The organism is Bhargavaea cecembensis, assembly GCF_000826125.2.
GTDB classification, from domain to species: Bacteria; Bacillota; Bacilli; order Bacillales_A; family Planococcaceae; genus Bhargavaea; species Bhargavaea cecembensis_B.
The window spans coordinates 690,084-714,222 of record NZ_LN651373.1 but is presented as its reverse complement, the minus strand read 5'-3'; the positions used below and the strand labels follow the sequence as shown (position 1 = coordinate 714,222).

The 24,139-nt window shown below is 60.4% G+C and carries 24 protein-coding genes and 1 pseudogene; 3 read left to right on the top strand and 22 right to left on the bottom strand.

Translation table 11 applies throughout. From position 1 onward, the window contains the following. Nucleotides 1–352, top strand: a 352-nt coding sequence (locus BN1189_RS09150) for a DUF2529 family protein (protein ID WP_040227597.1), incomplete at its 5' end; no start/stop codon positions are given. Between the two features lie 98 nt (nt 353–450). On the opposite strand, the gene BN1189_RS09145 is transcribed toward BN1189_RS09150, so the two are convergent. From BN1189_RS09145 to BN1189_RS09100, 11 genes are all read right to left on the bottom strand, one after another. Next, entirely contained in the window at nt 451–2,052 is a 1,602-nt protein-coding gene (locus BN1189_RS09145) for a CTP synthase (RefSeq protein WP_040227595.1), read from the bottom strand. A 140-nt stretch (nt 2,053–2,192) separates the two neighbouring features. Beyond that, entirely contained in the window at nt 2,193–2,720 is a 528-nt protein-coding gene (gene rpoE, locus BN1189_RS09140; protein ID WP_040227593.1) for a DNA-directed RNA polymerase subunit delta, read from the bottom strand. Nucleotides 2,721–2,792: 72 nt separating this feature from the next. After that, complete coding sequence (locus BN1189_RS16115; protein ID WP_179860918.1) at nt 2,793–2,951, bottom strand: hypothetical protein; 159 nt, start codon at nt 2,949–2,951, stop codon at nt 2,793–2,795. Nucleotides 2,952–3,468: 517 nt separating this feature from the next. Further along, the gene (icmF, locus tag BN1189_RS09135; protein ID WP_040227592.1) at nt 3,469–6,732 is read right to left on the bottom strand and encodes a fused isobutyryl-CoA mutase/GTPase IcmF; all 3,264 of its coding nucleotides are present in this window, start codon (nt 6,730–6,732) and stop codon (nt 3,469–3,471) included. After that, nucleotides 6,729–7,388: a TetR/AcrR family transcriptional regulator gene (locus BN1189_RS09130; RefSeq protein ID WP_040227591.1), complete on the bottom strand. Its 660-nt coding sequence runs from the start codon at nt 7,386–7,388 to the stop codon at nt 6,729–6,731. The genes icmF and BN1189_RS09130 overlap by 4 nt, the downstream gene beginning before the upstream one ends. Beyond that, the gene (locus BN1189_RS09125) at nt 7,385–8,524 is read right to left on the bottom strand and encodes an acyl-CoA dehydrogenase (RefSeq protein ID WP_040227590.1); all 1,140 of its coding nucleotides are present in this window, start codon (nt 8,522–8,524) and stop codon (nt 7,385–7,387) included. Before BN1189_RS09125 ends, BN1189_RS09130 begins: the two co-directional genes overlap by 4 nt. Nucleotides 8,525–8,750: 226 nt before the next feature. Then, nucleotides 8,751–9,887, bottom strand: a complete 1,137-nt coding sequence (locus tag BN1189_RS09120; RefSeq protein ID WP_040227588.1) for an acyl-CoA dehydrogenase — start codon at nt 9,885–9,887, stop codon at nt 8,751–8,753. Nucleotides 9,888–10,224: 337 nt separating this feature from the next. Beyond that, nucleotides 10,225–11,076 (bottom strand): 3-hydroxybutyryl-CoA dehydrogenase, encoded by an 852-nt coding sequence (locus BN1189_RS09115; RefSeq protein WP_040227587.1) that lies wholly within the window; start codon nt 11,074–11,076, stop codon nt 10,225–10,227. A 64-nt stretch (nt 11,077–11,140) separates the two neighbouring features. Then, entirely contained in the window at nt 11,141–11,992 is an 852-nt protein-coding gene (locus tag BN1189_RS09110) for a 3-hydroxybutyryl-CoA dehydrogenase (protein WP_040227587.1), read from the bottom strand. A 3-nt stretch (nt 11,993–11,995) separates the two neighbouring features. Beyond that, nucleotides 11,996–13,201 (bottom strand): acetyl-CoA C-acetyltransferase, encoded by a 1,206-nt coding sequence (locus tag BN1189_RS09105; RefSeq protein WP_040227586.1) that lies wholly within the window; start codon nt 13,199–13,201, stop codon nt 11,996–11,998. 195 nt (nt 13,202–13,396) lie between these two features. Next, the gene (locus BN1189_RS09100) at nt 13,397–15,553 is read right to left on the bottom strand and encodes a (Fe-S)-binding protein (protein WP_040227602.1); all 2,157 of its coding nucleotides are present in this window, start codon (nt 15,551–15,553) and stop codon (nt 13,397–13,399) included. A 358-nt stretch (nt 15,554–15,911) separates the two neighbouring features. Between BN1189_RS09100 and BN1189_RS09095 the strand changes: the two genes are divergently transcribed. Both BN1189_RS09095 and BN1189_RS09090 read left to right on the top strand, forming a co-directional pair. Beyond that, entirely contained in the window at nt 15,912–16,187 is a 276-nt protein-coding gene (locus BN1189_RS09095; protein WP_040224721.1) for a helix-turn-helix domain-containing protein, read from the top strand. Then, nucleotides 16,181–17,059, top strand: coding sequence for an IS3 family transposase (locus tag BN1189_RS09090; protein ID WP_052455554.1), 879 nt, complete (start codon nt 16,181–16,183; stop codon nt 17,057–17,059). The genes BN1189_RS09095 and BN1189_RS09090 overlap by 7 nt, the downstream gene beginning before the upstream one ends. 417 nt (nt 17,060–17,476) lie before the next feature. Here the strand turns inward: BN1189_RS09090 and BN1189_RS09085 are convergent, their stop codons facing one another. The 11 genes and pseudogenes from BN1189_RS09085 to BN1189_RS09030 form a co-directional block, all read right to left on the bottom strand. Then, nucleotides 17,477–18,151, bottom strand: coding sequence for a hypothetical protein (locus tag BN1189_RS09085; RefSeq protein WP_040227585.1), 675 nt, complete (start codon nt 18,149–18,151; stop codon nt 17,477–17,479). A gap of 677 nt (nt 18,152–18,828) precedes the next feature. Continuing rightward, nucleotides 18,829–19,503, bottom strand: a complete 675-nt coding sequence (locus tag BN1189_RS09075; RefSeq protein WP_040227585.1) for a hypothetical protein — start codon at nt 19,501–19,503, stop codon at nt 18,829–18,831. Further along, on the bottom strand, nt 19,500–19,985 hold the full coding sequence (locus BN1189_RS09070) for an ECF transporter S component (protein WP_040227583.1): 486 nt from the start codon (nt 19,983–19,985) through the stop codon (nt 19,500–19,502). Before BN1189_RS09070 ends, BN1189_RS09075 begins: the two co-directional genes overlap by 4 nt. Then, on the bottom strand, nt 19,982–20,578 hold the full coding sequence (locus BN1189_RS09065; protein WP_040227578.1) for a cob(I)yrinic acid a,c-diamide adenosyltransferase: 597 nt from the start codon (nt 20,576–20,578) through the stop codon (nt 19,982–19,984). Before BN1189_RS09065 ends, BN1189_RS09070 begins: the two co-directional genes overlap by 4 nt. A gap of 22 nt (nt 20,579–20,600) precedes the next feature. Beyond that, entirely contained in the window at nt 20,601–20,993 is a 393-nt protein-coding gene (locus BN1189_RS09060) for a bifunctional adenosylcobinamide kinase/adenosylcobinamide-phosphate guanylyltransferase (protein ID WP_040227581.1), read from the bottom strand. Between the two features lie 13 nt (nt 20,994–21,006). After that, nucleotides 21,007–21,144 (bottom strand): annotated as a pseudogene (locus tag BN1189_RS16890) (ECF transporter S component); the annotation flags it as partial. Next, nucleotides 21,141–21,737 carry a cob(I)yrinic acid a,c-diamide adenosyltransferase gene (locus BN1189_RS09050; RefSeq protein ID WP_040227578.1) on the bottom strand — a complete coding sequence of 199 codons (597 nt, stop codon included), beginning with the start codon at nt 21,735–21,737 and terminating at the stop codon, nt 21,141–21,143. The gene BN1189_RS09050 and the pseudogene BN1189_RS16890, both read right to left, overlap by 4 nt. 22 nt (nt 21,738–21,759) lie before the next feature. Continuing rightward, complete coding sequence (locus tag BN1189_RS09045; protein WP_040227581.1) at nt 21,760–22,152, bottom strand: bifunctional adenosylcobinamide kinase/adenosylcobinamide-phosphate guanylyltransferase; 393 nt, start codon at nt 22,150–22,152, stop codon at nt 21,760–21,762. Beyond that, the gene (locus tag BN1189_RS09040) at nt 22,104–22,700 is read right to left on the bottom strand and encodes a histidine phosphatase family protein (protein WP_040227577.1); all 597 of its coding nucleotides are present in this window, start codon (nt 22,698–22,700) and stop codon (nt 22,104–22,106) included. Before BN1189_RS09040 ends, BN1189_RS09045 begins: the two co-directional genes overlap by 49 nt. Continuing rightward, entirely contained in the window at nt 22,673–23,440 is a 768-nt protein-coding gene (cobS, locus tag BN1189_RS09035) for an adenosylcobinamide-GDP ribazoletransferase (protein ID WP_040227545.1), read from the bottom strand. The genes BN1189_RS09040 and cobS overlap by 28 nt, the downstream gene beginning before the upstream one ends. Then, nucleotides 23,437–24,139: AAA family ATPase (locus tag BN1189_RS09030; RefSeq protein WP_143242317.1), on the bottom strand; the 703-nt coding region annotated here is incomplete at its 5' end. The genes cobS and BN1189_RS09030, both read right to left, overlap by 4 nt.

The window sequence follows — 24,139 nt, the reverse complement described above, 5'->3', positions numbered from 1 at the left end:
CCGCGGGGCCGAGCCGTTCCGCGGCGCCGTCCGCTACCGGGGCGAAGAAGTCACGAGTGCCGACCGCGTCTGGATCCTCACCCGCTCCGCCGACGACGAGGAAGCGCTGGCGCTCGCCCGCAATCTTTCTGAGCAGTTCATCCCGTTCGCCGCAGCCGCGTCCGAACCGGAAGATGCCGAAGGAAATGAACTCGCGGACCTCGCGACCGTCTACGTCTCGCTCGGCGTGAAAAAAGGGCTGATCCCCGACGACGACGGCGGCCGCACCGTCCTCCCCCACGCACTCGCCGGCCTGTTCATCTACGAGGCCGTGCGGCTGGAGTACGCGGAGCTGCTTGCGGAATTTGAATGACCGGACCGGATGCCCCGCCTGGATGCGGGGCGTTTTTTGTGCAATCAAAAAAGCAGAGGACCCGGCCAAAATCGGCGGATCCCCTGCTTTTCTTATGCTTATTTCTGGTTTTCGATCGAGGCGCGGATAAATTCGCGGAAGAGCGGCTGCGGACGGTTCGGGCGCGAGACGAATTCCGGGTGGAACTGGCAGGCGACGAACCACGGGTGTTCCGGCAGCTCGACGATTTCGACGAGGCGTCCATCCGGGCTGAGGCCGGAGAAGACGAAGCCCGCTTTTTCGAATTCGTCGCGGTATTCGTTGTTGAATTCGAAGCGGTGGCGGTGGCGTTCGTAAACGAGGTCTTCGCCGTATGCTTCCTGCGCTTTGGAGCCCGGCTTGAGTTTGCACGGGTACAGTCCAAGGCGGAGCGTGCCGCCGAGATCTTCGAGGTCTTTTTTGTCCGGCATGATGTCGATGATCGGGAACGCCGTCGACGGATCGAGTTCGGACGAGTGCGCGCCGTCCATCTTCATGACGTGCTGGGCGTATTCGACCGAGGCCAGCTGCATGCCGAGGCAGATGCCGAAGAACGGCACATCGTTCTCGCGTGCGTAGCGGACCGCGGCGATCTTGCCGTCGATGCCCCGGTCGCCGAAGCCGCCCGGCACGAGGATGCCGTCCACGTCGGACAGGAGTCCGGCCGCGTTGTCGTCGGAGATCTCTTCCGCGTTGATCCATTTCACGTCGATGTCGGCGTCGAACGCGTAGCCCGCATGGCGGAGCGCTTCGACGACGGAGATGTAGGCGTCCTGGAGCTCGACGTACTTGCCGACGAGGCCGATCCTCACGGTTTTCGAAAGCGACTTCACCCGGTCGACGAGTGCTTTCCATTCGGCGAGTTCCGGCTGCGGCGCGATCATGCGCAGGCGGTCGAGGACGAGGTCGTCCATCCCCTGTTCATGAAGGGCGAGCGGGATCTGGTAGAGCGTTTCGGCGTCGCGGGATTCGATGACTTCTTCCGGACGGATGTCGCAGAAGAGGGCGATCTTGTCCTTCATGTCCTGAGGAACCGGTTGCTCGGTGCGGACGACGATGAGGTCCGGCTGGATGCCGAGGCCGCGGAGTTCCTTGACGCTGTGCTGGGTCGGCTTCGTCTTCATTTCGCCCGCCGCGTGGATGTACGGGATGAGCGTACAGTGGATGTACATGACTTCATCGCGGCCGAGGTCGCTGCGCAGCTGGCGGATGGCTTCAAGGAATGGCAGGGATTCGATGTCGCCGACCGTTCCCCCGATTTCGGTGATGACGACATCTGCATGGGTTTCCTTGCCCGCGCGGAGAACGCGCTGCTTGATTTCATTCGTGATGTGCGGGATGACCTGGACGGTTGCGCCGTTGTAGTCGCCGCGGCGTTCCTTTTTCAGGACGGTGGAGTAGATCTTGCCGGTCGTGACGGCCGAGTACTTCGACAGGTTGATGTCGATGAAGCGCTCGTAGTGGCCGAGGTCGAGGTCGGTTTCCGCCCCGTCTTCCGTGACGAACACTTCCCCGTGCTGGTACGGGCTCATCGTTCCCGGGTCCACGTTGATGTACGGGTCGAACTTCTGGATGGTCACTTCAAGTCCGCGGTTTTTCAGCAGACGGCCGAGCGAAGCCGCAACGATCCCTTTTCCGAGCGAGGATACAACGCCGCCGGTAACGAAAATATACTTTGTCATCTTCAATCTTCCTCCCTTGATGGCCAAAAACAAAAAACGCCCCCTGCAAGCCGTTCTGCAGGGGAGCGCATATGCACGTTTCCAATCTCCTTTTCAGGAGCCCGAATAAATCATAAACCCCGGGGACGGAAGAAGTCAAGTCATTCTTCCTCTTCTTCCTCTTCTTCCTCATCGTCGTCCTCGATTTCGAGTTCCTCGTCGAGATCCAGGTCCTCATCGACTTCGGCTTCGTCTTCCTCTTCTTCGTCCAGGTCGAAGTCTTCTTCCTCGTCCTCGTCGAATTCGTCGACATCGTCGAAGTCCTCTTCCTCGTCTTCGGCCAGGAGGTCTTCGTCTTCATCGTCGTCCTGGACTTTCGCCTTCGCCTTCTTCTTGCGCGTCTTCACGACAGGCGCCGTCTCTTCCGCAATCTTGTCGACCGGATACCATTCACGGAGCGCCCAGCGGCCGTCGCCGAGCGCGAGGAAGCGCCCGTCGATGTTCAGGTCCGTGTAGAAACGGAGGAGCCGTTCCTTCATCTCGGCCTCCGACAGTCCCAGCAATTTCTGGAGCTGCGCCAGGAGGGCATCAAACGGAAGCGGCTCGCGCCTTTCTTCAAACAGGGCATAGGCAAGATCTATAAACGCTTCTTCATTCAATTGTTCTTTCGTCAGTTCATGAAGGTTCATGAGGCGCACGTCCTTTCTGCATACGGTGGCATAATCCCCATTATATACAATCCGCTCTTCACCATGCCACCCTCATGTCCGTTTTTTCATGCGCCGCCACCCGCGGAACGTCAGCCAGAACAGCTGGACGGACAGCAGGATGAGCGGAATGGCGGCCAGCCCGCGGTTATAAAGAACAACAGTCAGGGCGATCAAGATGACCATAATGATGACGTGATGGGACAGCTTCAACGGACGGACCCCCTTGGCACATTTCCTACATTATACATCAGGAGAATTAAATGATGCCCCTTGAAAGGGGCATCATCGGTGATTTTCACGAATTGGCGCGTGATCTGCGGGGTGGGAATCAAAATCTGTGCGGTTCAGACCGTTTGGCGTCAGGCTCGGGTCCGAATGCGGCAGGTTCGTGCGGCTGGGAAAATAAACCTGGACGACTCAGGACCGGATGCGGACGACTCAAGCTGGTTTGCGGACGACTCGAGGCCCGATGCGGACGACTCACCCCTGGAAATAAAAACCTGGACGACTCAGGACCGGATGCGGACGACTCAAGCCGGTTTGCGGACGACTCGGGGCCCGATGCGGACGACTCGCCTCCACACGCAGCCGCCCTCCGCCTTTGCTTCATCCAGCTTCGGGCAACAGGGGCTCGGGGTCATAAGCCGTTCTGCTCTGCGAGGCAGGCCTCGCGCCGCAGACCGTCTTATGCCTGTCGCCCCTGACCAGCCGCCCTTCGATTTAGTTCTTACATATTCCTCCGATATTGTCCGCCAACCTCATAAAGCGCGCCGGTGATTTGGCCGAGGCTGGCCACCTTTACGGTTTCCATGAGTTCTTCGAAGATGTTGCCGTTGGAGACGGCGGCTTGCTTGAGGCGCTTGAGCGCTTCGGCTGTTTTGTCTTCGTGGCTTTCCTGGAAGGTGCGGAGGTTTTGGATCTGGGTTTCTTTTTCTTCCTTGGATGCACGGGCGAGTTCCATGTTGTCGATGTCATCTTCGGACGGCGGGTTCGGATTGAGATACGTGTTCACGCCGATGATCGGGAGGTCGCCGGAGTGCTTGAGGTGCTCGTAGTACATCGATTCTTCCTGGATTTTGCCGCGCTGGTACTGGGTCTCCATCGCGCCGAGCACGCCGCCGCGGTCGTTCAGCCGGTCGAATTCTTCCAGGACGGCTTCTTCGACGAGGTCGGTGAGTTCTTCGATGATGAACGAGCCCTGGAGCGGGTTTTCATTTTTCGAGAGGCCGTGCTCTTTCGTGATGATCATCTGGATCGCCATTGCGCGGCGGACGGATTCTTCCGTCGGCGTCGTGATCGCTTCGTCGTAGGCGTTCGTGTGGAGCGAGTTGCAGTTGTCCTGCAGGGCCATGAGCGCCTGGAGCGTCGTCCGGATGTCGTTGAAGTCGATTTCCTGGGCGTGCAGGGAGCGGCCCGACGTCTGGACGTGATATTTCAGCTTTTGGCTGCGTTCGTTTGCGCCGTATTTTTCGCGCATGGCGACCGCCCAGATGCGGCGGGCGACGCGGCCGATGACCGTGTATTCCGGGTCGAGTCCGTTCGAGAAGAAGAACGACAGGTTCGGGGCGAAGTCGTCGATCGACATGCCGCGGCTCAAGTAGTACTCGACGTACGTGAAGCCGTTCGCGAGCGTGAAGGCGAGCTGCGAGATCGGGTTCGCGCCGGCTTCCGCGATGTGGTAGCCGGAAATCGACACCGAGTAGTAGTTGCGCACTTTGTGGTCGATGAAGTACTGCTGGATGTCGCCCATCATGCGGAGTGCGAATTCGGTCGAGAAGATGCAGGTGTTCTGGCCCTGGTCTTCTTTCAGGATGTCGGCTTGGACGGTTCCGCGGACGGTCTGGAGCGTCATTTCGCGGACTTCCGTGAACTCTTCGACGTTGAGCGGGCGGCCGAGCTCTTCTTCTTTCAGACGGACCTGCTGATCGATCGCAGTGTTCATGAACATCGCGAGGATGATCGGCGCCGGACCGTTGATCGTCATCGAGACCGACGTCGTCGGCGCGCACAGATCGAAGCCGTCGTACAGCTTTTTCATGTCTTCGAGCGTGCAGATCGAGACGCCGGACTCGCCGACTTTCCCGTAGATGTCCGGGCGGTGGTCCGGGTCTTCTCCGTAGAGCGTCACCGAGTCGAACGCGGTCGACAGGCGCTTCGCGTCATCGTCCTTCGACAGATAATGGAACCGGCGGTTGGTCCGTTCCGGCGTGCCTTCTCCCGCAAACTGGCGCTTCGGGTCTTCGCCCTGGCGCTTGAACGGGAAGACGCCCGCCGTGTACGGGAACGAGCCCGGCACGTTTTCGGCGTACACCCAGCGGAGGATCTCGCCGTAGTCCTTGAACCGCGGCAGGGCCACTTTCGGGATCTTCAAGCCGGACAGGCTTTCCGTGCGGAGGATCGTGCGGATTTCGCGGTCGCGCACTTTCGTCACGAATTCCTCGCCGGCATAGGCTTCTTTCAGGCTTTCCCAGTTGTCGAGAATGCGCTTTGATTCCGCCGTGAGTTCGTCCCGGACGCCTTCCATGAGCGATTCAAGCGATTTCTCGAGCGCTTCGTCTCCGCCTTTTTCCCGGATCTGAGCGAGCGTTCCCTCAAGCTGGTACAGGCGTCGGCCGAATTCCGCCTGCTGCTCCGACCGCTTATGGTAGTCGCGGACCGTGTCGGTGATTTCGCGCAGGTAATAGCGGCGGTCGTTCGGGATGATGACGTTCTGCTTCTGGGTTTTCACCGAATGCTTGTAGGACGTTTCCCATCCGAGGTCGAATTTTTCATTCAGGACATCGACAATCGCGGCGAACAGGGAGTTTGTGCCTTTGTCGTTGAACTGGCTCGCGATCGTGCCGTACACCGGCATGTCGTCGAGTTCCTTGTCGAACAGCGTGCGGCTGCGCTGGTACTGCTTCTGAACCTGGCGCAGCGCATCCTCGGATCCTTTGCGCTCGAACTTGTTGATCGCAATCAAATCCGCGAAGTCGATCATGTCGATCTTCTCGAGCTGCGTCGGCGCGCCGAATTCGCTCGTCATGACGTACATCGACGCATCGGAGATTTCCGAGACTTCCGCATCGCCCTGGCCGATCCCGCTCGTCTCGACGACGATCAGGTCAAAGCCGGCCGCGCGGACGACGTCGAGCACATCCCGGATCGCGCCGGACAGTTCGGAACGCGATCCGCGCGTCGCGAGGCTGCGCATGTAGACGCGGTTGTTGAAGATTGCGTTCATCCGGATCCGGTCGCCGAGCAGCGCCCCGCCCGTCTTCTGCTTCGTCGGGTCGATCGACAGGATGGCGACTTTCTTGTCCGGCAGCTCGTGCAGGAAGCGGCGGATGAGTTCGTCGGTGAGCGAGCTCTTCCCCGCGCCGCCGGTCCCCGTGATGCCGAACACCGGTGTGCCTTTCGACAGTTTGCGGACTTCTTCGAGCATCTTTTCCGCTTCCTCATGGCCTTCTTTGTGCGCATCTTCCGCCATCGTGATGAGCCCGGACAGGAGCGGCACGTTGTCGGTCGTCAGGTCTTCCGGATGGCCGAGGTCTTTAATCTCGGACGTCTTGTAATCGCACTGCTTGAGCATTTCGTTGATCATGCCCTGCAGGCCGAGGCGCCGGCCGTCTTCAGGCGAGAAGATGCCGGAGATGCCGTAGTCCTGCAGTTCCTTGATCTCCTTCGGGATGATGACGCCGCCGCCCCCGCCGTAGATGCGGATGTGCGGCGCGCCTTTTTCCTGAAGCAGGTCATGCATGTATTTGAAGTATTCCACGTGGCCGCCCTGATAGGAGGAAATTGCAATTCCCTGGACGTCTTCCTGGATCGCCGCGTTGACGACTTCCTCGACGGCGCGGTTATGGCCGAGATGGATGACTTCCGCGCCGCTCGCCTGCAGAATGCGGCGCATGATGTTGATGGAGGCGTCGTGCCCGTCGAACAGGCTGGACGCCGTCACGAACCGGACATGATTCACCGGACGGTAGATTTCAACTGGTGCTGTGGTCAAGATGGTTCCCCCTCCCGCTGACGGACGGCCAGGCCGTTGATCAGTTCGTCCGTCTGCATGGTAATGAATTCCTCAAGCGTGAACAGTTTATGGATCGCCCACCGGCGGAATGCCCACATCTGCCCCTGGACGACGATGTGGTGCGCGGCGAGCTTCGCTTCCTTCTCGCCGAGCCGGATCTCCCCCGATTCCGCGCAGCCGATGAGGATCTTTTCGAACAGGGCGGTCATTTCCAGTTCCTTTTCAAGGACGTATTTCAGCGCCGTCTTTGGAAGCGACTTCGACTCCTGGTACATCACCGTGAACTCATCTTCCATGTCGTCGATGAGCGTGATGTACTGCCGGATCGCGTCCTTCAGTCCGTCGATCGTGCCCGGTTGCCCGGCAAGCGGCGCGAGCCGGCTGTTCACCTCGTCGTAGATCCGGTCGCAGACGAGGTACAGCACGTCCTCTTTCGTCCGGATGTACTCATACAGCGTGCCGATGCTGAAGCCCGCTTCCTTCGCGATTTCCCGCGTCGTCGTGCGGTGGAACCCCTTCTCCCTGAAAAGTTTCACCGCCCCGCGGATCATCTGGTCGCGGCGCTTCTCGATGAGCGTCTCGTCTTTGACGGACGACTTCACCTCATGGCGGGCCGGTTTGCCGTGTCCCGTCATTTCGTCAGCATGCGGGAGATGACAAGGCGCTGGATTTCCTGCGTGCCTTCGTAAATCTGCGTGATCTTCGCGTCACGCATGAAACGCTCGACCGGATAGTCTTTCGTGTAGCCGTAGCCGCCGTAGACCTGGACCGCTTCGGTCGTGACTTTCATCGCCGTGTCGCCCGCCATGAGCTTCGCCATCGCGGATTCCTTGCCGTACGGGAGGCCGTTTGATTCGAGCCATGCCGCCTGGTAAGTGAGCAGGCGCGATGCTTCGATCGACGTCGCCATGTCGGCGAGCTTGAAGCCGACGCCCTGGTTCGCCGCGATCGGCTTGCCGAACTGGACACGCTCCTTCGCGTAATCAACCGATGCGTCGAGCGCGCCCTGCGCAATGCCGACCGCCTGAGCCGCGATGCCGTTCCGGCCGCCGTCGAGCGTCTTCATCGCGATGATGAAGCCCTGGCCTTCTTCGCCGAGCAGGTTTTCCGCCGGCACTTTGCAGTTGTCGAAAATGACTTCCGTCGTCGGTGACGAACGGATCCCCATCTTTTTCTCTTTCTTGCCGACGGAGAAGCCTTCGAAGTCCTTTTCGACGATGAACGCGCTCGTGCCTTTGTGCTTCGAGGACGGATCGGTAACCGCGAACACGATGTACGTGTCGGCGATGCCGCCGTTCGTGATGAACATCTTCGAGCCGTTCAGGATGTAGTGGTCGCCGTCTTTCTTGGCCGTCGTCTTCATCCCGCCCGCGTCGGAGCCGGAACCCGCTTCCGTCAGGCAGTACGCTCCGACTTTCGATCCTTCCGCCATCGGACGGAGGTATTTCTGCTTCTGCTCTTCGTTGCCGTATTTAAATACCGGCCAGCCCGCGAGCGATGTATGCGCGGACAGGACAACGCCCGCGGACGCATCCACGCGCGACAGCTCCTCGACTGCAATCACATAAGCAAGGAAGTCGGACCCGATGCCGCCGTACTCCTCAGGCCACGGGATTCCCGTCAGTCCGAGCTCCGCCATCTTGTGGAAGATCTCCATGTCGAAGCGCTCTTCCTCATCGCGCTCGGCCGCAGTCGGCGCCACATCCTTCGTCGCGAAATCGCGCACCATTTTGCGGATCATTTCATGTTCTTCGGAAAGTTTAAAGTTCATCTTCTACACCCTTTCAGTTGGTCGTCTGTTCTCAGCGCCGTCGTCGGCGCGAGTGTTGTCTTTATTAGGCCGAGCGTTATCTTTATCTGACGGAACGTTGCGTATCTCCGCTGAAACGTTGCGTATCTCTGGTGGAACGTTGTGTATCTCGGCCGGAACGTTGCGTATCTCCGGAAAATCTCACATTGGTCAGGCGTTTGCCGCCAAACGCTTCGCGCAGAAAGTCTTACTTCGTAAGACTTTTACTGATCACGAGCCGCTGGATCTCGCTCGTGCCTTCGTAGATCTGGGTGACTTTCGCGTCGCGGAAATACCGTTCCATCGGGTAGTCTTCGGTATAGCCGTAGCCGCCGAAAACCTGGACTCCTTCGATGGTGCAGTCTACCGCCGCCTGCGAGGCGAACAGTTTCGCCATCGACGCTTCCTTGCCCGCCGGCAGCCCTTGCGAACGGAGCCACGCGGCCTGATAGACGAGCAGTCGGGCGGCCTCGACCTGGGTCGCCATGTCGGCGAGCTTGAAGCCGACGCCTTGATTGGCCGCAATCGGCTTGCCGAACTGGACGCGTTCTTTCGCGTAGGCGGCCGATGCTTCCATCGCAGCTTCCGCAATCCCGAGCGCCTGCGCGGCGATGCCGATCCGGCCGGCGTCCAAGTTTGCAAGGGCGATCTTGAATCCTTCACCCGGCGTGCCGAGGACATTCTCCTCCGGCACTTTCATGTCTTCAAACGTCAGCCCGACGGTCCGCGAGCCGTGGAGGCCCATCTTCTTCTCGTCCTTGCCGATGACCAGGCCGTCCGTGCCTGCTTCAACAATGAACGCCGTGATGCCGTGCGTTCCGGCGGACGGATCGGTCGAGGCGAAGACGATATACACATCCGCCTCGCCGCCGTTTGTAATAAATACCTTCGACCCGTTCAGAACATACCCGCCGTCCTTCTTCACGGCGCGCGTCTTCAGGGCGCCGGCGTCGGATCCCGCGGGCGGTTCCGTCAGGCAGAACGCGCCGAGATACTCGCCCGATGCGAGTTTCGGCACATACTTCTGCTTCTGCTCCTCCGTACCGAACATGAGGATCGGATTCGTCCCGACCGACGTGTGGACCGACAGGATGACCCCCGTCACCGCGCTCACCCGGGACAGCTCGTGGACCGCGATGATGTAGCTCACGTAATCCATCTCCGAGCCGCCGTACTTCTCCGGCACGCTGATCCCCATCAGCCCGAGCTCCCCCATCTTTTTCACAATCTCCCGTGGGAACTCCCCCGCTTCCATCCGGGGAATGAACGGCTCCACTTCATTCTTCGCAAAATCCCGGACCATCCGGCGCATCATCTTCTGTTCTTCGGTGAAATGAAAATCCATGCTGTGCACCTCTTCTGCTTCCTGGCGTTCTTGTTGTCGATCCGGCGGCGTCACAGCCGCTCTTATCGTGATGCGTTACCCTGCTAATCGCAAATTGGAGGCGGTAATTGCAAATCCGCTGCTCTAATTGCAACTTTCACGTTCTAATTGCAAATCCGCAGTGTTCCTCCAGAATGAACTGCTCCTGCGCTCTTAGGGAGGCTCTGTTTCGAAAAAGCGGCTCACTCGCAATGGATTGCGGCTCACTCACTCCAGATTGCGGCTCACTCGGACCCAAATGCGGCTCACTCGCGCACTAAAACTCACTAAAACTCACTCACACTCCAAAGTCACCCAATCACTCATAAACATAGAAGCCGCGGCCGGATTTTTTTCCGAGCCAGCCGGCGTTGACGTATTTTCTGAGGAGCGGGCACGGGCGGTATTTCGGGTCGCCGAAGCCTTCCTGGAGGACTTCCATGATGTACAGGCATGTGTCGAGTCCGATGAAGTCGGCGAGTTGGAGCGGGCCCATCGGGTGGTTCATGCCGAGCTTCATGACTTCGTCGATCGCTTCCTTCGTGGCGACGCCTTCATAAAGCGTGAAGATCGCTTCGTTGATCATCGGCATGAGGACGCGGTTCGAGACGAAGCCCGGGTAGTCGTTCACTTCGACCGGTGTCTTCGAGAGCTTGCGGGTCATGTCTTCGACGGATTGGTACACTTCGTCGGCCGTTGCCAGGCCGCGGATGATCTCGACGAGTTTCATGACCGGGACCGGGTTCATGAAGTGCATGCCGATGACGCGCTCCGGACGGCCGGTCACTGCGGCGATTTCCGTGATCGGCAGGGCCGATGTGTTCGTCGAGAGGATGGCGTGTGCCGGTGCGATTTCGTCGAGCTGCTTGAAGATCGACTGCTTGATGTCCATCTTTTCGACGGCGGCTTCAATGATGAGGTCCGCGTCTTTCGCGTCCGACAGGTCAACGGACTTAGTGATCCGGCCAAGCGCCGCGCTCTTTTCCTCTTCGGTCATGCGGCCCTTCTCCACATTGCGGGCCAGATTCTTCTCGATGACGCCGAGGCCCTTGTCAAAAGATGCTTCGCTAATGTCGTTCAGGGTGACGTCGAATCCGGCCTGGGCGCACACTTGCGCGATGCCTCCGCCCATCTGGCCGGCTCCGATCACCATTACCTTTTTAATATCCATTCCTTANCGGCTCACTCGCGCACTAAAACTCACTAAAACTCACTCACACTCCAAAGTCACCCAATCACTCATAAACATAGAAGCCGCGGCCGGATTTTTTTCCGAGCCAGCCGGCGTTGACGTATTTTCTGAGGAGCGGGCACGGGCGGTATTTCGGGTCGCCGAAGCCTTCCTGGAGGACTTCCATGATGTACAGGCATGTGTCGAGTCCGATGAAGTCGGCGAGTTGGAGCGGGCCCATCGGGTGGTTCATGCCGAGCTTCATGACTTCGTCGATCGCTTCCTTCGTGGCGACGCCTTCATAAAGCGTGAAGATCGCTTCGTTGATCATCGGCATGAGGACGCGGTTCGAGACGAAGCCCGGGTAGTCGTTCACTTCGACCGGTGTCTTCGAGAGCTTGCGGGTCATGTCTTCGACGGATTGGTACACTTCGTCGGCCGTTGCCAGGCCGCGGATGATCTCGACGAGTTTCATGACCGGGACCGGGTTCATGAAGTGCATGCCGATGACGCGCTCCGGACGGCCGGTCACTGCGGCGATTTCCGTGATCGGCAGGGCCGATGTGTTCGTCGAGAGGATGGCGTGTGCCGGTGCGATTTCGTCGAGCTGCTTGAAGATCGACTGCTTGATGTCCATCTTTTCGACGGCGGCTTCAATGATGAGGTCCGCGTCTTTCGCGTCCGACAGGTCAACGGACTTAGTGATCCGGCCAAGCGCCGCGCTCTTTTCCTCTTCGGTCATGCGGCCCTTCTCCACATTGCGGGCCAGATTCTTCTCGATGACGCCGAGGCCCTTGTCAAAAGATGCTTCGCTAATGTCGTTCAGGGTGACGTCGAATCCGGCCTGGGCGCACACTTGCGCGATGCCTCCGCCCATCTGGCCGGCTCCGATCACCATTACCTTTTTAATATCCATTCCTTATTCCCCCTCGTCCGTCTTCGGTACTTCGATCATGATGGCGTCGCCCTGGCCGCCGCCCGAGCAGATCGCAGCGATGCCGGTTCCGCCGCCGCGGCGCTTCAGTTCGTGGGCAAGCGTCAGGATGATGCGCGCGCCGCTTGCGCCGATCGGGTGGCCGAGCGCGACGGCGCCGCCGTTCACGTTCACTTTTTCCGGGTCGAGCTTCGCGATTTCGGAGCTGGCGAGCACAACGGCCGCGAATGCTTCGTTGATTTCAAACAGATCGATGTCGCCGAGCGATTTGCCGGTTTTCTTCAGCAGTTCATTGATGACGAGTCCCGGCGTCTGCGGGAAGTTTTCCGGTTCGACCGCCACTTCCGCGTGGCCGATGATTTCCGCGAGAACGTCCTTCCCTTCCTGTTCGGCACGGTCCGCGCTCATGAGGACGAGCGCGCAGGCGCCGTCGTTCACGCCGGGCGCATTGCCGGCCGTGATCGTGCCGTCGTTGCCGAATGCGGGACGGAGCTTCGCGAGCGTTTCTTTCGATGTGTCGCGGCGGGGGGCTTCGTCTTCGCCGACGTGGATCGTCTGGCCTTTTCGGGCCGGCACTTCCACCGGGACGATCTCCTCGACGAACAGCCCTTCATCGATCGCCTTCACCGCACGCTCGTGGCTGCGGAGCGCCCAGTCGTCCTGCGCTTCGCGGGTGAGCCCCATTTTTTCCGCCGTGGAATTCCCGTAGTTCCCCATATGGACGCGGTCCGGGTGGAACGAGCAGGACAGCCCGTCGTGGATCATGCCGTCGATGATCGGCGCGTCGCCCATCTTCAGTCCGCTGCGGGCCTTCGGCAAGTAGTACGGTGCGTTCGACATCGATTCCATGCCGCCTGCAACGATCACTTCCTCGTCTCCGAGGCGGATGATCTGGTCCGCGAGCGTGACGCTCCGCATTCCGGATGCACAGACTTTATTCACCGTTTCCGTTTTCGTGCTCCACGGGAGTCCGGCTTTGTTGGCGGCCTGGCGGGACGGGATCTGGCCCTGTCCGCCCTGCAATACCGTTCCCATGATCACTTCATCGACTTCTTCCGCGGAAGTTCCCGTGCGTTCGAGCGCCGCGCGGATCGCCGTGCCGCCGAGATCGCTTGCCGTTTTCTTCGCAAGCAGTCCGCCGAACTTTCCGAATGGCGTCCTGGCGCCGCCGAGGATGACCGTTTTTGCCATGTGAATTTCCCCCTTTTGAAGTTGAGAGCGTTTTCAAACCGCTTTCGGCAAAAGCCGGGCGTGCGCCGGTCACGGATAAAAATCCCGTTGACTGAACGCTCGCTCGGCAAATCGTCCGAAGAAAAGGGAGTGACGCAATGCACTCCCTCTCTCATTTGTTTCATTGTATCGAATTTTCAAAGACGGTGCAACGGCTTACTGCAGAACCGGCTCTTCTTCTTCAACGACCGCGGTTTCCGGATTGTCTCCGAAGATCGAGCGCTCAAGCAATTCGGCGACGTCGTATGTGCCGACCTTGTCTTCGACTTCGACCGCCTTCGTTCCGTCGGACAGCATCGTCAGGCAGTACGGGCAGCCGGAGGAGATGACGGACGGGTTCACTTCGAGCGCCTGCTCGGTCCGCGCCACGTTCACGCGGTGACCGGCGTCTTCCTCCATCCACATGAGACCGCCGCCCGCGCCGCAGCACATGCCGTCCTGGCGGTTGCGGACCATTTCGACGAGTTCGACGCCCGGGATCGACTTCAGGATCTCGCGAGGCGGATCGTACACGTCGTTGTAACGGCCGAGGTAGCATGAGTCGTGGAACGTGATCTTTTCGTTGATCGCGTACTTCGGCTTCAGGCGGCCTTCCATGATGAGCTTGTACAGCAACTCGGTATGGTGGTAGACGATCCCGTCAAATCCGAAGTCCGGATATTCATTCTTGAAAATGTTGTAGGCGTGCGGGTCAATCGTGACGATCTTGTGCACGTCGTTCTTTTCGAACTCCTTGATGTTGCCTTCGGCGAGTTCCTGGAAGAGGAATTCGTTGCCGAGGCGGCGAGGCGTGTCGCCGGAGTTCTTTTCCTTGTTGCCGAGGATGGCGAACTTGACGCCCGCTTCGTTCATCAGATGCGCAAACGAGAGCGCGATCTTCTGCGAGCGGCTGTCGAACGCGCCCATCGAGCCGACCCAGAACAGGTACTCGAAGTCCTCGCCCGCTTTCTTCGCTTCCTTGACCGTCGGGATGTGGAGATCCGGACGCGCATCGCGCCAGTTTTCCTTTTCCTTCCGGTTGAGGCCCCACGGGTTGCCCTGGCGCTCGATGTTCGTCATCGCGCGCTGCGCATCCGGGTCCATGCGGCCTTCCGTCATGACGAGGTAGCGGCGGAGGTCGACAATCTTGTCGACGTGTTCGTTCATGACCGGGCACTGATCTTCACAGTTCCGGCAAGTCGTGCACGCCCAGATCTCTTCTTCGGTGATGACATCGCCGATGAGCGACGGGCTATAGATGTCGTCGATGACCGCGCCTTCCGCACCTGCGGCCACGGCGAGCTGGTTGCCGCGCGTGTCGTTGAACATGAACTGCGGCACCCACGGTTTCTGCTTCGTCACGACGGCGCCCGTGTTCGTCAGGTGGTCGCGCAGCTTCGTGATGAGGTCCATCGGCGACAGCATTTTGCCGGTGCCGGTCGCCGGGCACATGTTCGTGCAGCGCCCGCACTCGACGCATGCGTAGAAGTCGAGCATCTGGAGCTGCGTGAAGTCTTCGATCTTGCCGGCCCCGATCGTCGGCATTTCTTCGCTTTCGTCATCGCCTTCTTCTTCCAGTACGGAGAAGTCGATCGGCGCGAGCTTGCCGCGGCGGTCAAAGCGCATGAGGAACGTGTTCGCCGGACCCGCGATCAAGTGGGCGTGCTTCGACTGCGGCACGTACACGAGGAACGCAAGCAGCGTCAGCAGGTGGACCCACCAGGCGACGAAGAACACGGCCGCGGCCGCCGTCGCCGGCATCCACCGGAATCCAGAGGCGATCAACGACGCCATCGGTTCAGTCCATGTCGCGGCATGGTCGTGCCAGATCATGTTCATGCCGTTCGCGACGAGCGTCGACAGCATGAGCGTCCCGATGAAGATGAGGACGAGCCCCGCTTTCCAGCCGCGTCGCAGACGGACGAGCTTCTCCACGTAGCGGCGGTAGAATGCCCAGACGACCGCAACGAGGATCATGAAGACGACGATTTCCTGGAAGAACGTGAATGCCGGATACACCGGGCCGAACGGCAGATGCGAGTCCGGCTTCAGCCCTTTCCAGATGAGATCGATCGCCCCGAATTGGACGAGCAGGAATCCGTAGAAGAACATGACGTGGATCGCGCCGCTCTTCTTGTCCTTGAGAAGTTTCTTCTGACCGAAGACGTTCACCCAGATCATGTGGAGGCGTTCCTGGAGCTTGAGGTCAAACTCCTCTTTCTTGCCGAGCCTCATGAACTGGATTCGTGTTTTGACGACGTATGTGAACAGTCCGAGACCGTAGGCAACGACGGCCAGGAATAAAATCCAGTTGGCAATGAGCAATGGGTTCACAATGTCCTCCCCTTTCCGATGCCGGACGGCGTTCTCTGAATCCGCTTTCAGCTGCGGACGCATGCCCGATCCCGGCGATCTATATAGATACAGTTTAATAATGAATGAGCGTTCAGTCAACACTATTTTAGAATTTTGCCATGTATCTTAAAAAATCGGCGGCGCTTCCCCTGATTGTACGGGATGGACGCGAGGTCCGCAACGGACGGTTCGGCTGAAATCCGGATTGCTCCGTCTGGAAATAAAAACCTGGACGACTCAAGGCGAGATACGGACGACTCACGCCCGTGATATGGTCCCCTTAGAGTTTACACCTTGATTCTGTCACACTAGGAGTAACGAAAAGGGGTGCCGAAAAATGAACCAGAAGCGGGATTACGATATAAAAGTGAAAGCAGTGGAGGAATTTTTTGAAGGCTCTTCCACTGAGGAGTTGGCTCTTTCGTACAATGTCTCGGATCGGACGATCCGACGCTGGGTCGAAAAAGTGGAGATGGATGGCTTCGAGGCTTTGCATGACGCCAGGGGCAAGAATGGCCGGAAACCGTCGGATGAGAAGGATGCTCTGATTGAACTGCAGAAGGCGGAGATCCTCCTCTTAAAAAAGCTCTTGGATCTGAAAAGGGGGTGTTAAGCAAACAAGATAGTTTCCTGTTCATCGACCTGAATAAGGACACCTTTTCGGTCTCCCTCCTCGCGGAGGCGTCGGATGTCTCCCGGCAGGGTTATGCCAAGTGGAAGAAGCGGCAGGATCACTCTGCCCAGGATCTCAAGGATGAGCAGATGTTTCACTATATCTCCAAGGTGTTCGCCAAGTCCCGGGGAACCTATGGGCGACGCCGGATCAAGCTGGCGCTCCAGAGAGAGTTCGGGCTCACCGTCAATATCAAGCGAATCTCCAGAATCATGCGCCGATATGGGCTCAAATGTCGGATTCGCCGCAAAGGGTACCGTCACGGCGGTACAGAGGGGAAGGTGGCGCAGAACCTCTTGAAGCGTAACTTTAAAGCCACGAAGCCGATGAAGAAATTCTCGGTGGATATCACATACGTGCGCGCTTTCGTTCCTACGGAACACTGGACCTATCTGTGCGCCATTAAGGACCTGTACGACGACTCGATCGTAGCATTCGCCTACGGGCCGAACCAGGACACCGGCCTGGTCCTGGAAGCGCTCGAGATGCTGGAGAAGGTGAAAGGGAACCGGAAGAAGGCCATTATCCACAGCGACCAGGGCAGCCAGTTTATGAGCCTGAGATACCAGAAACGCCTTCAGTCGATGAACCTGACACCGTCCATGTCACGGCGCGGCAACTGTTGGGATAATGCATGCATCGAGAGCTTTTTCAGTCACTTCAAAACTGAGATTGCCTGCTTTGGCGACCCTCGGTCTCTTGAGGAGCTTCGGATTGCCATCGAGGAATATATCTACTTTTATAACCACGAACGCCTCCAGCTCAAGCACGGCGTGCCTCCTGCCGAGGTCGGAAGTGTGTTGGCTGCCTGAATCTTTATCGGACAGAATCAACTGTAAACTTGACAGGGACCAGACCAGAAAAACCGGACACCCCTCGCCTGGAAATAAAAACCTGGACGACTCGAGGCCAGATGCGGACGACTCACCCGGAAAACCGGACGCCCCTCCCCTGGAAATAAAAACCTGGACGACTCAAGGCGGGATGCGGACGACTCACGCCCGGATGCGGACGACTCGAGGCCAAACGCGGACGACTCACCCGAAAAACCGGACACCTCTCACCTGGAAATAAAAACCTGGACGACTCGAGGCGAGATACGGACGACTCAAGGCCGGATGCGGACGACTCAAGGCCAAATCCGGACGACTCACCCGAAAAACCGGACACCCCTCCCGCTCCCATTAAAATAACCGGACTCCAAAAGAGTCCGGTTTCCTTCTTCTTCCTTATCCGATCCGGCCGAAGAATGGGCCGAAGTGTTCCGCCGCCCGTTCTTCTTCACCGGGGCGGACCCGGATCAGCACGGCGGTGGCGGGGCCTGCCGATGCTGCCGGGTCAATCCCTTCCGGCCACTCCCGCAGCGGCCGGCCGGCAAGCCGTTCCCATTCCGCTGCCACGCCCCGGGAGCCGGCGGGCCAGACGGCTTCGGCGATTCCCGCATCGAGCGCCGATCTGATCTTTCCGAGGTCCGCGATTTTCCCGATTTCCCGGATGACGGCGTCGCCGACGAGCGGCTGGCCGTACAGGAACCACTCCCCGTCCCGCTCAGCAAAATACTTTCCTGTCTTGCCGATCATCGTGACGGCCAATGCGGACTGCCGCATGTCCATGTTCGTCTCGGTGCTTCCGGAAACCGGGACCGGCGCGAGGCCGCTTTCCGCGAATACTCTCCGCACTCCTTCGCAATAATCTTCCCAGCTTTCATTCCCCGTGAAATTATGCAACAGGACCGCCGCCGGATCCGCGCCGGCCGCCCATTGCTCCAGCAGGGCGACCCGGGCGGAAAAATAGGCGACCGTTTCATCGGGCGCCCGGACGAGATCCGCTTCTTTCATGCCGATGCCGCCGGAGTTGTCGGTCGTGACGATGAGGCCGTCCCCGAGTTCGAGCGCGTTCCTCATCGGACCGGCCCCTTCCGGACGGCGGCTTTGCGGACGAGCGGCATGGCAACCGCGGCGAGTGCCGCATTCACGAATGTGGCGACCATGATGCCGGCGACGGACGCGGCGAAGAAGGCCGGCGAGATGATCCAGTAAAATGGCAGGACGGCGAGGAAGCCGTTCGCCACTATGAAGAACCNATCTACTTTTATAACCACGAACGCCTCCAGCTCAAGCACGGCGTGCCTCCTGCCGAGGTCGGAAGTGTGTTGGCTGCCTGAATCTTTATCGGACAGAATCAACTGTAAACTTGACAGGGACCAGACCAGAAAAACCGGACACCCCTCGCCTGGAAATAAAAACCTGGACGACTCGAGGCCAGATGCGGACGACTCACCCGGAAAACCGGACGCCCCTCCCCTGGAAATAAAAACCTGGACGACTCAAGGCGGGATGCGGACGACTCACGCCCGGATGCGGACGACTCGAGGCCAAACGCGGACGACTCACCCGAAAAACCGGACACCTCTCACCTGGAAATAAAAACCTGGACGACTCGAGGCGAGATACGGACGACTCAAGGCCGGATGCGGACGACTCAAGGCCAAATCCGGACGACTCACCCGAAAAACCGGACACCCCTCCCGCTCCCATTAAAATAACCGGACTCCAAAAGAGTCCGGTTTCCTTCTTCTTCCTTATCCGATCCGGCCGAAGAATGGGCCGAAGTGTTCCGCCGCCCGTTCTTCTTCACCGGGGCGGACCCGGATCAGCACGGCGGTGGCGGGGCCTGCCGATGCTGCCGGGTCAATCCCTTCCGGCCACTCCCGCAGCGGCCGGCCGGCAAGCCGTTCCCATTCCGCTGCCACGCCCCGGGAGCCGGCGGGCCAGACGGCTTCGGCGATTCCCGCATCGAGCGCCGATCTGATCTTTCCGAGGTCCGCGATTTTCCCGATTTCCCGGATGACGGCGTCGCCGACGAGCGGCTGGCCGTACAGGAACCACTCCCCGTCCCGCTCAGCAAAATACTTTCCTGTCTTGCCGATCATCGTGACGGCCAATGCGGACTGCCGCATGTCCATGTTCGTCTCGGTGCTTCCGGAAACCGGGACCGGCGCGAGGCCGCTTTCCGCGAATACTCTCCGCACTCCTTCGCAATAATCTTCCCAGCTTTCATTCCCCGTGAAATTATGCAACAGGACCGCCGCCGGATCCGCGCCGGCCGCCCATTGCTCCAGCAGGGCGACCCGGGCGGAAAAATAGGCGACCGTTTCATCGGGCGCCCGGACGAGATCCGCTTCTTTCATGCCGATGCCGCCGGAGTTGTCGGTCGTGACGATGAGGCCGTCCCCGAGTTCGAGCGCGTTCCTCATCGGACCGGCCCCTTCCGGACGGCGGCTTTGCGGACGAGCGGCATGGCAACCGCGGCGAGTGCCGCATTCACGAATGTGGCGACCATGATGCCGGCGACGGACGCGGCGAAGAAGGCCGGCGAGATGATCCAGTAAAATGGCAGGACGGCGAGGAAGCCGTTCGCCACTATGAAGAACCACCATTTCAGCCGGTGCCATCCTTTCCGGTGGAGATAAGCAAACGCCCCGATGATGACGAACATTTCGCCGGCGATGAGGACATGCAGCGGTCCGAGCGGGGCCCCGGCCGTCAATGCCGAGACGAAATGCCCGATCATCGCCGCGACGCCGGCCGCGGCGGGCGGCAGGAAGACGGCCGATACGAGTGCCGGGGCCGAATCCAGCGCGGCCGAGCCGATGCCGAGCGGGATTTTGATGAATGCGCCGACTGCGCACATGGCGGCCGTGAGCGCGGTGAGCGCGAGCAGCCGGGTGTTCTTCATTCCCCGCCGCTCCCGTCTTTTTTCCGGCCGGTGTTCCGGAACACTTTGGCGCTCCGGGCGTATTCGGTGTCCGGCTGCCCGAGTCGGGAATTGATAATCCGGGCGGCGGCGAACAGATAATCCGACAGCCGGTTGATATAGCGCAGGCCGGTTTCCGGGATGGCTTCGCCGGAGTTCATGAGCCGGACGATCTGGCGCTCCGCACGTCTCGCGACGGTGCGCGCGATATGCAGCGTGGCGGACGGTCCGGAGCCGCCCGGCAGGATGAACCGCTCAAGCGGCGGCGCTTCTTCCATCAGTTCGTCGATCCGCTTCTCGAGCCGGTCGATGGATTCCGGCTGCAGCTTCTCCTGACGCTTTTCCGTCACGTTCGCCAGGTCGCCGCCGCAGTCGAACAGCTCGTGCTGGATCGTTTCGAGGTCTTCCAGCAGATCCACAAACTCCCCTTCCGGCAATTCGGTCATCGCCTTGCCGATGAATGAATTCAGTTCATCGGTCGTGCCGTATGCCTCGACCCGGAGATCGTCCTTGAACACCCTCGCCCCGATGAGCGCCGTTTTTCCCGTGTCTCCCGTGCGTGTGTAGATTCCCATATCGTTTCTCCTCCTTTTCGTTTCAGCGGATTTCCTGCGGGATGCCGTACCAGATGCGCGTGATCCGGTCCGCCTCCCGGAACAGCTGCTGATTCAGCCGGCCGCATGTGTCGCGCAGCCAGCGTGCGTGCGGGTCGGCGGGGACGATGCCCCGGCCGATGTCCGTGATGATGAGGACCAGGCCGCCCGGCTCCGCGGCGCGGACGAACTCCCGCACTTCGCCGACCGCTTCCCTTTCATCTGTATGAACCTTCGATATGTATTCTTCAATCCCTGCGAGAATGACGATGCCGCGCGGAGGGTCCGGCAGCCGGTCCAGCCCGCCGGCTTCAATCCAGACGCAGTCCTCCCCGGCAAGCCTCTCCTTCACGAAGTCCCGCTTCCCGTTATGGGAACCGCCGACATAGATGTGCATCGCTTCCCCTCCNCAGGAAGACGGCCGATACGAGTGCCGGGGCCGAATCCAGCGCGGCCGAGCCGATGCCGAGCGGGATTTTGATGAATGCGCCGACTGCGCACATGGCGGCCGTGAGCGCGGTGAGCGCGAGCAGCCGGGTGTTCTTCATTCCCCGCCGCTCCCGTCTTTTTTCCGGCCGGTGTTCCGGAACACTTTGGCGCTCCGGGCGTATTCGGTGTCCGGCTGCCCGAGTCGGGAATTGATAATCCGGGCGGCGGCGAACAGATAATCCGACAGCCGGTTGATATAGCGCAGGCCGGTTTCCGGGATGGCTTCGCCGGAGTTCATGAGCCGGACGATCTGGCGCTCCGCACGTCTCGCGACGGTGCGCGCGATATGCAGCGTGGCGGACGGTCCGGAGCCGCCCGGCAGGATGAACCGCTCAAGCGGCGGCGCTTCTTCCATCAGTTCGTCGATCCGCTTCTCGAGCCGGTCGATGGATTCCGGCTGCAGCTTCTCCTGACGCTTTTCCGTCACGTTCGCCAGGTCGCCGCCGCAGTCGAACAGCTCGTGCTGGATCGTTTCGAGGTCTTCCAGCAGATCCACAAACTCCCCTTCCGGCAATTCGGTCATCGCCTTGCCGATGAATGAATTCAGTTCATCGGTCGTGCCGTATGCCTCGACCCGGAGATCGTCCTTGAACACCCTCGCCCCGATGAGCGCCGTTTTTCCCGTGTCTCCCGTGCGTGTGTAGATTCCCATATCGTTTCTCCTCCTTTTCGTTTCAGCGGATTTCCTGCGGGATGCCGTACCAGATGCGCGTGATCCGGTCCGCCTCCCGGAACAGCTGCTGATTCAGCCGGCCGCATGTGTCGCGCAGCCAGCGTGCGTGCGGGTCGGCGGGGACGATGCCCCGGCCGATGTCCGTGATGATGAGGACCAGGCCGCCCGGCTCCGCGGCGCGGACGAACTCCCGCACTTCGCCGACCGCTTCCCTTTCATCTGTATGAACCTTCGATATGTATTCTTCAATCCCTGCGAGAATGACGATGCCGCGCGGAGGGTCCGGCAGCCGGTCCAGCCCGCCGGCTTCAATCCAGACGCAGTCCTCCCCGGCAAGCCTCTCCTTCACGAAGTCCCGCTTCCCGTTATGGGAACCGCCGACATAGATGTGCATCGCTTCCCCTCCTCCCAGTCTTGCCTGTCTTTCCATTCCAGCCGGTAAACGGAACCCGGCGGGACGGCCCGGTCAAAGAACGGCCGCTCGTCCGGCGCGAGTTCCGCAAGCAGCAGCCGCACCGGACCGCCGTGCGTGACGACCGCGGCCGAATGTCCGGGATGCGCCTTCAGCCGCATGAGACCCGCCCGGACACGCGCTTCCATGTCCCCGAAACGTTCCCCGCCCGGCGGTTTTCCGGAAAACGGGTCGTCGATCCACTTCCGGTACCGGGCGTCCCCCTTCAGGTCATCGTACGTCTTCATTTCCCATTCCCCGAAAAGGCATTCCCGGAACTCGGGCATCGCCTCATACGCCGCCCCGGGGAATAAAAGACGGGCCGTCTCGCGGCAGCGGACGAGGTCGCTGCCGGCGATGACATCCGCTTCAAAACTCGCCGGATCCGCCTTCACGCATACCGGCACATCCGTCCAGCCGACATAGCGCCGTTCGCGGTTTGCGGCCGTTTCAAGATGCCGGATCAAATAAAGAACAAAAGGACGGTCCACAGCAGCAGTTCACTCCCTTCCACGAATGCGCCGGCGAGGTCGCCGGTCGCCCCGCCGAAATTCCGGATCGTCCACTGCCGGAACCCGGCAACGGCGACCAAAACCACCAAAAGGAAAGCCGCCGGCAGGGCGACTGTCCCGAGTCCGGCCGACGCGGCGGCGAGGCCGGCGAGCAGCATCAGCGCAGCCGGGATGCCGACCCGCGCACCGCCCGCCTTCGACCCAAGAAAGACGAGCAGTCCGGAATCCTTTGCCTGCGGTGCCGACGAGCAGTAAAGCGCGAGTCCGGCCCTCGCGGCGAACGGCACGAGCATGAACACCATCCATCCCGCGCCGCCCCTCATGATCACCTCGCTCAACACGGCGATTTTGCCGAGCAAAAGGAACAGGAGCGCCATCGTGCCGAACGCGCCGATCCGCGGGTCGCCCATGATCTCCAGCCGCTTTTCCCGGTCCCTATACGAAAAGTACGCGTCGCCCATGTCGGCCCAGCCGTCCAGATGAAGGCCGCCGGAAAGGACGGCGAAAACAAGAACGGCCGCGAACGCGCTGAGCAGCGGGCCGGTGCCGGCCGGGCCGGAAAGGAGCGCGGTCGCCGCCCATGCCGCAAGTCCGATCAGTCCGCCGACAATCGGATAAAGCGTGAACATCCAGACCGTTTCCCTCCCGCCGATCGGCAAGTTTTTCCTCACCGGGACGGATGTGAAGAACTGGAGCGCGAGGAGGAATCCGGTGATCATGAGACCCCTTCCCCGGTTGCGAGCCGGCGGATTTGCGGCCAGTCCGCGTGCTTCCGGAAATGCGCCGCCCAGTCGCCGTACCGGGGTTCGCCCGTCCGCGCTTCCTTCCCGCCGAGCGAGTCTTCCTCTTCGATGCCGTGGCCGTCCATGAACGGGATCACGCCGAGCACGGGCAGGCCTGTCCGTGCCTCAAGAAATGCAATCCCGTCGTCGAACAGGCGGGGGTCCCCGCGGAATTTATTGATGATGAGCCCTTTAACCCGCCGCCGGTCCTCCTCCGAAAGCAGGTCGAGCGTCCCGACGATCGATGCGAACACGCCGCCCCGCTCGATGTCGGCGACGAGCAGAACCGGGACATCCGCCGTCCGGGCGACCCGCATGTTCACGAGCTCGCGGTCATTCAGGTTCACTTCCGCCGGGCTTCCGGCCCCTTCGATCACGACCGCTTCGAATCGCTCCGCGAGGCGCCCGAGCGACGAACGGATGGCGTCCAGCCCGGTCCGGAAAAACTTCTCGCGGTACTCCATCCCGCCCATCCGCCCGGCCGGCTTGCCGAGAAGGATGATGTCGGCATGCCGGTCATCCGACGGCTTCAGGACGATCGGGTTCATTTCCGCGGCGGGAGCGGGTTTTGCGGCTTCCGCCTGTGCCGCCTGCGCCCGGCTGATCTCCAGGCCGCCGCCGATCCGGACGGTCCGG

Bases quoted from the DNA above. Each gene is read 5' to 3' on its own strand.
- BN1189_RS09145 (WP_040227595.1), bottom strand. From the start codon at position 2,052: ATGACAAAGTATATTTTCGTTACCGGCGGCGTTGTATCCTCGCTCGGA.
- rpoE (WP_040227593.1), bottom strand. From the start codon at position 2,720: ATGAACCTTCATGAACTGACGAAAGAACAATTGAATGAAGAAGCGTTT.
- BN1189_RS09130 (WP_040227591.1), bottom strand. From the start codon at position 7,388: ATGACGGGACACGGCAAACCGGCCCGCCATGAGGTGAAGTCGTCCGTC.
- BN1189_RS09125 (WP_040227590.1), bottom strand. From the start codon at position 8,524: ATGAACTTTAAACTTTCCGAAGAACATGAAATGATCCGCAAAATGGTG.
- BN1189_RS09120 (WP_040227588.1), bottom strand. From the start codon at position 9,887: ATGGATTTTCATTTCACCGAAGAACAGAAGATGATGCGCCGGATGGTC.
- BN1189_RS09115 (WP_040227587.1), bottom strand. From the start codon at position 11,076: ATGGATATTAAAAAGGTAATGGTGATCGGAGCCGGCCAGATGGGCGGA.
- BN1189_RS09110 (WP_040227587.1), bottom strand. From the start codon at position 11,992: ATGGATATTAAAAAGGTAATGGTGATCGGAGCCGGCCAGATGGGCGGA.
- BN1189_RS09105 (WP_040227586.1), bottom strand. From the start codon at position 13,201: ATGGCAAAAACGGTCATCCTCGGCGGCGCCAGGACGCCATTCGGAAAG.
- BN1189_RS09095 (WP_040224721.1), top strand. From the start codon at position 15,912: ATGAACCAGAAGCGGGATTACGATATAAAAGTGAAAGCAGTGGAGGAA.
- BN1189_RS09085 (WP_040227585.1), bottom strand. From the start codon at position 18,151: ATGAGGAACGCGCTCGAACTCGGGGACGGCCTCATCGTCACGACCGAC.
- BN1189_RS09075 (WP_040227585.1), bottom strand. From the start codon at position 19,503: ATGAGGAACGCGCTCGAACTCGGGGACGGCCTCATCGTCACGACCGAC.
- BN1189_RS09070 (WP_040227583.1), bottom strand. From the start codon at position 19,985: ATGAAGAACACCCGGCTGCTCGCGCTCACCGCGCTCACGGCCGCCATG.
- BN1189_RS09065 (WP_040227578.1), bottom strand. From the start codon at position 20,578: ATGGGAATCTACACACGCACGGGAGACACGGGAAAAACGGCGCTCATC.
- BN1189_RS09060 (WP_040227581.1), bottom strand. From the start codon at position 20,993: ATGCACATCTATGTCGGCGGTTCCCATAACGGGAAGCGGGACTTCGTG.
- BN1189_RS09050 (WP_040227578.1), bottom strand. From the start codon at position 21,737: ATGGGAATCTACACACGCACGGGAGACACGGGAAAAACGGCGCTCATC.
- BN1189_RS09045 (WP_040227581.1), bottom strand. From the start codon at position 22,152: ATGCACATCTATGTCGGCGGTTCCCATAACGGGAAGCGGGACTTCGTG.
- cobS (WP_040227545.1), bottom strand. From the start codon at position 23,440: ATGATCACCGGATTCCTCCTCGCGCTCCAGTTCTTCACATCCGTCCCG.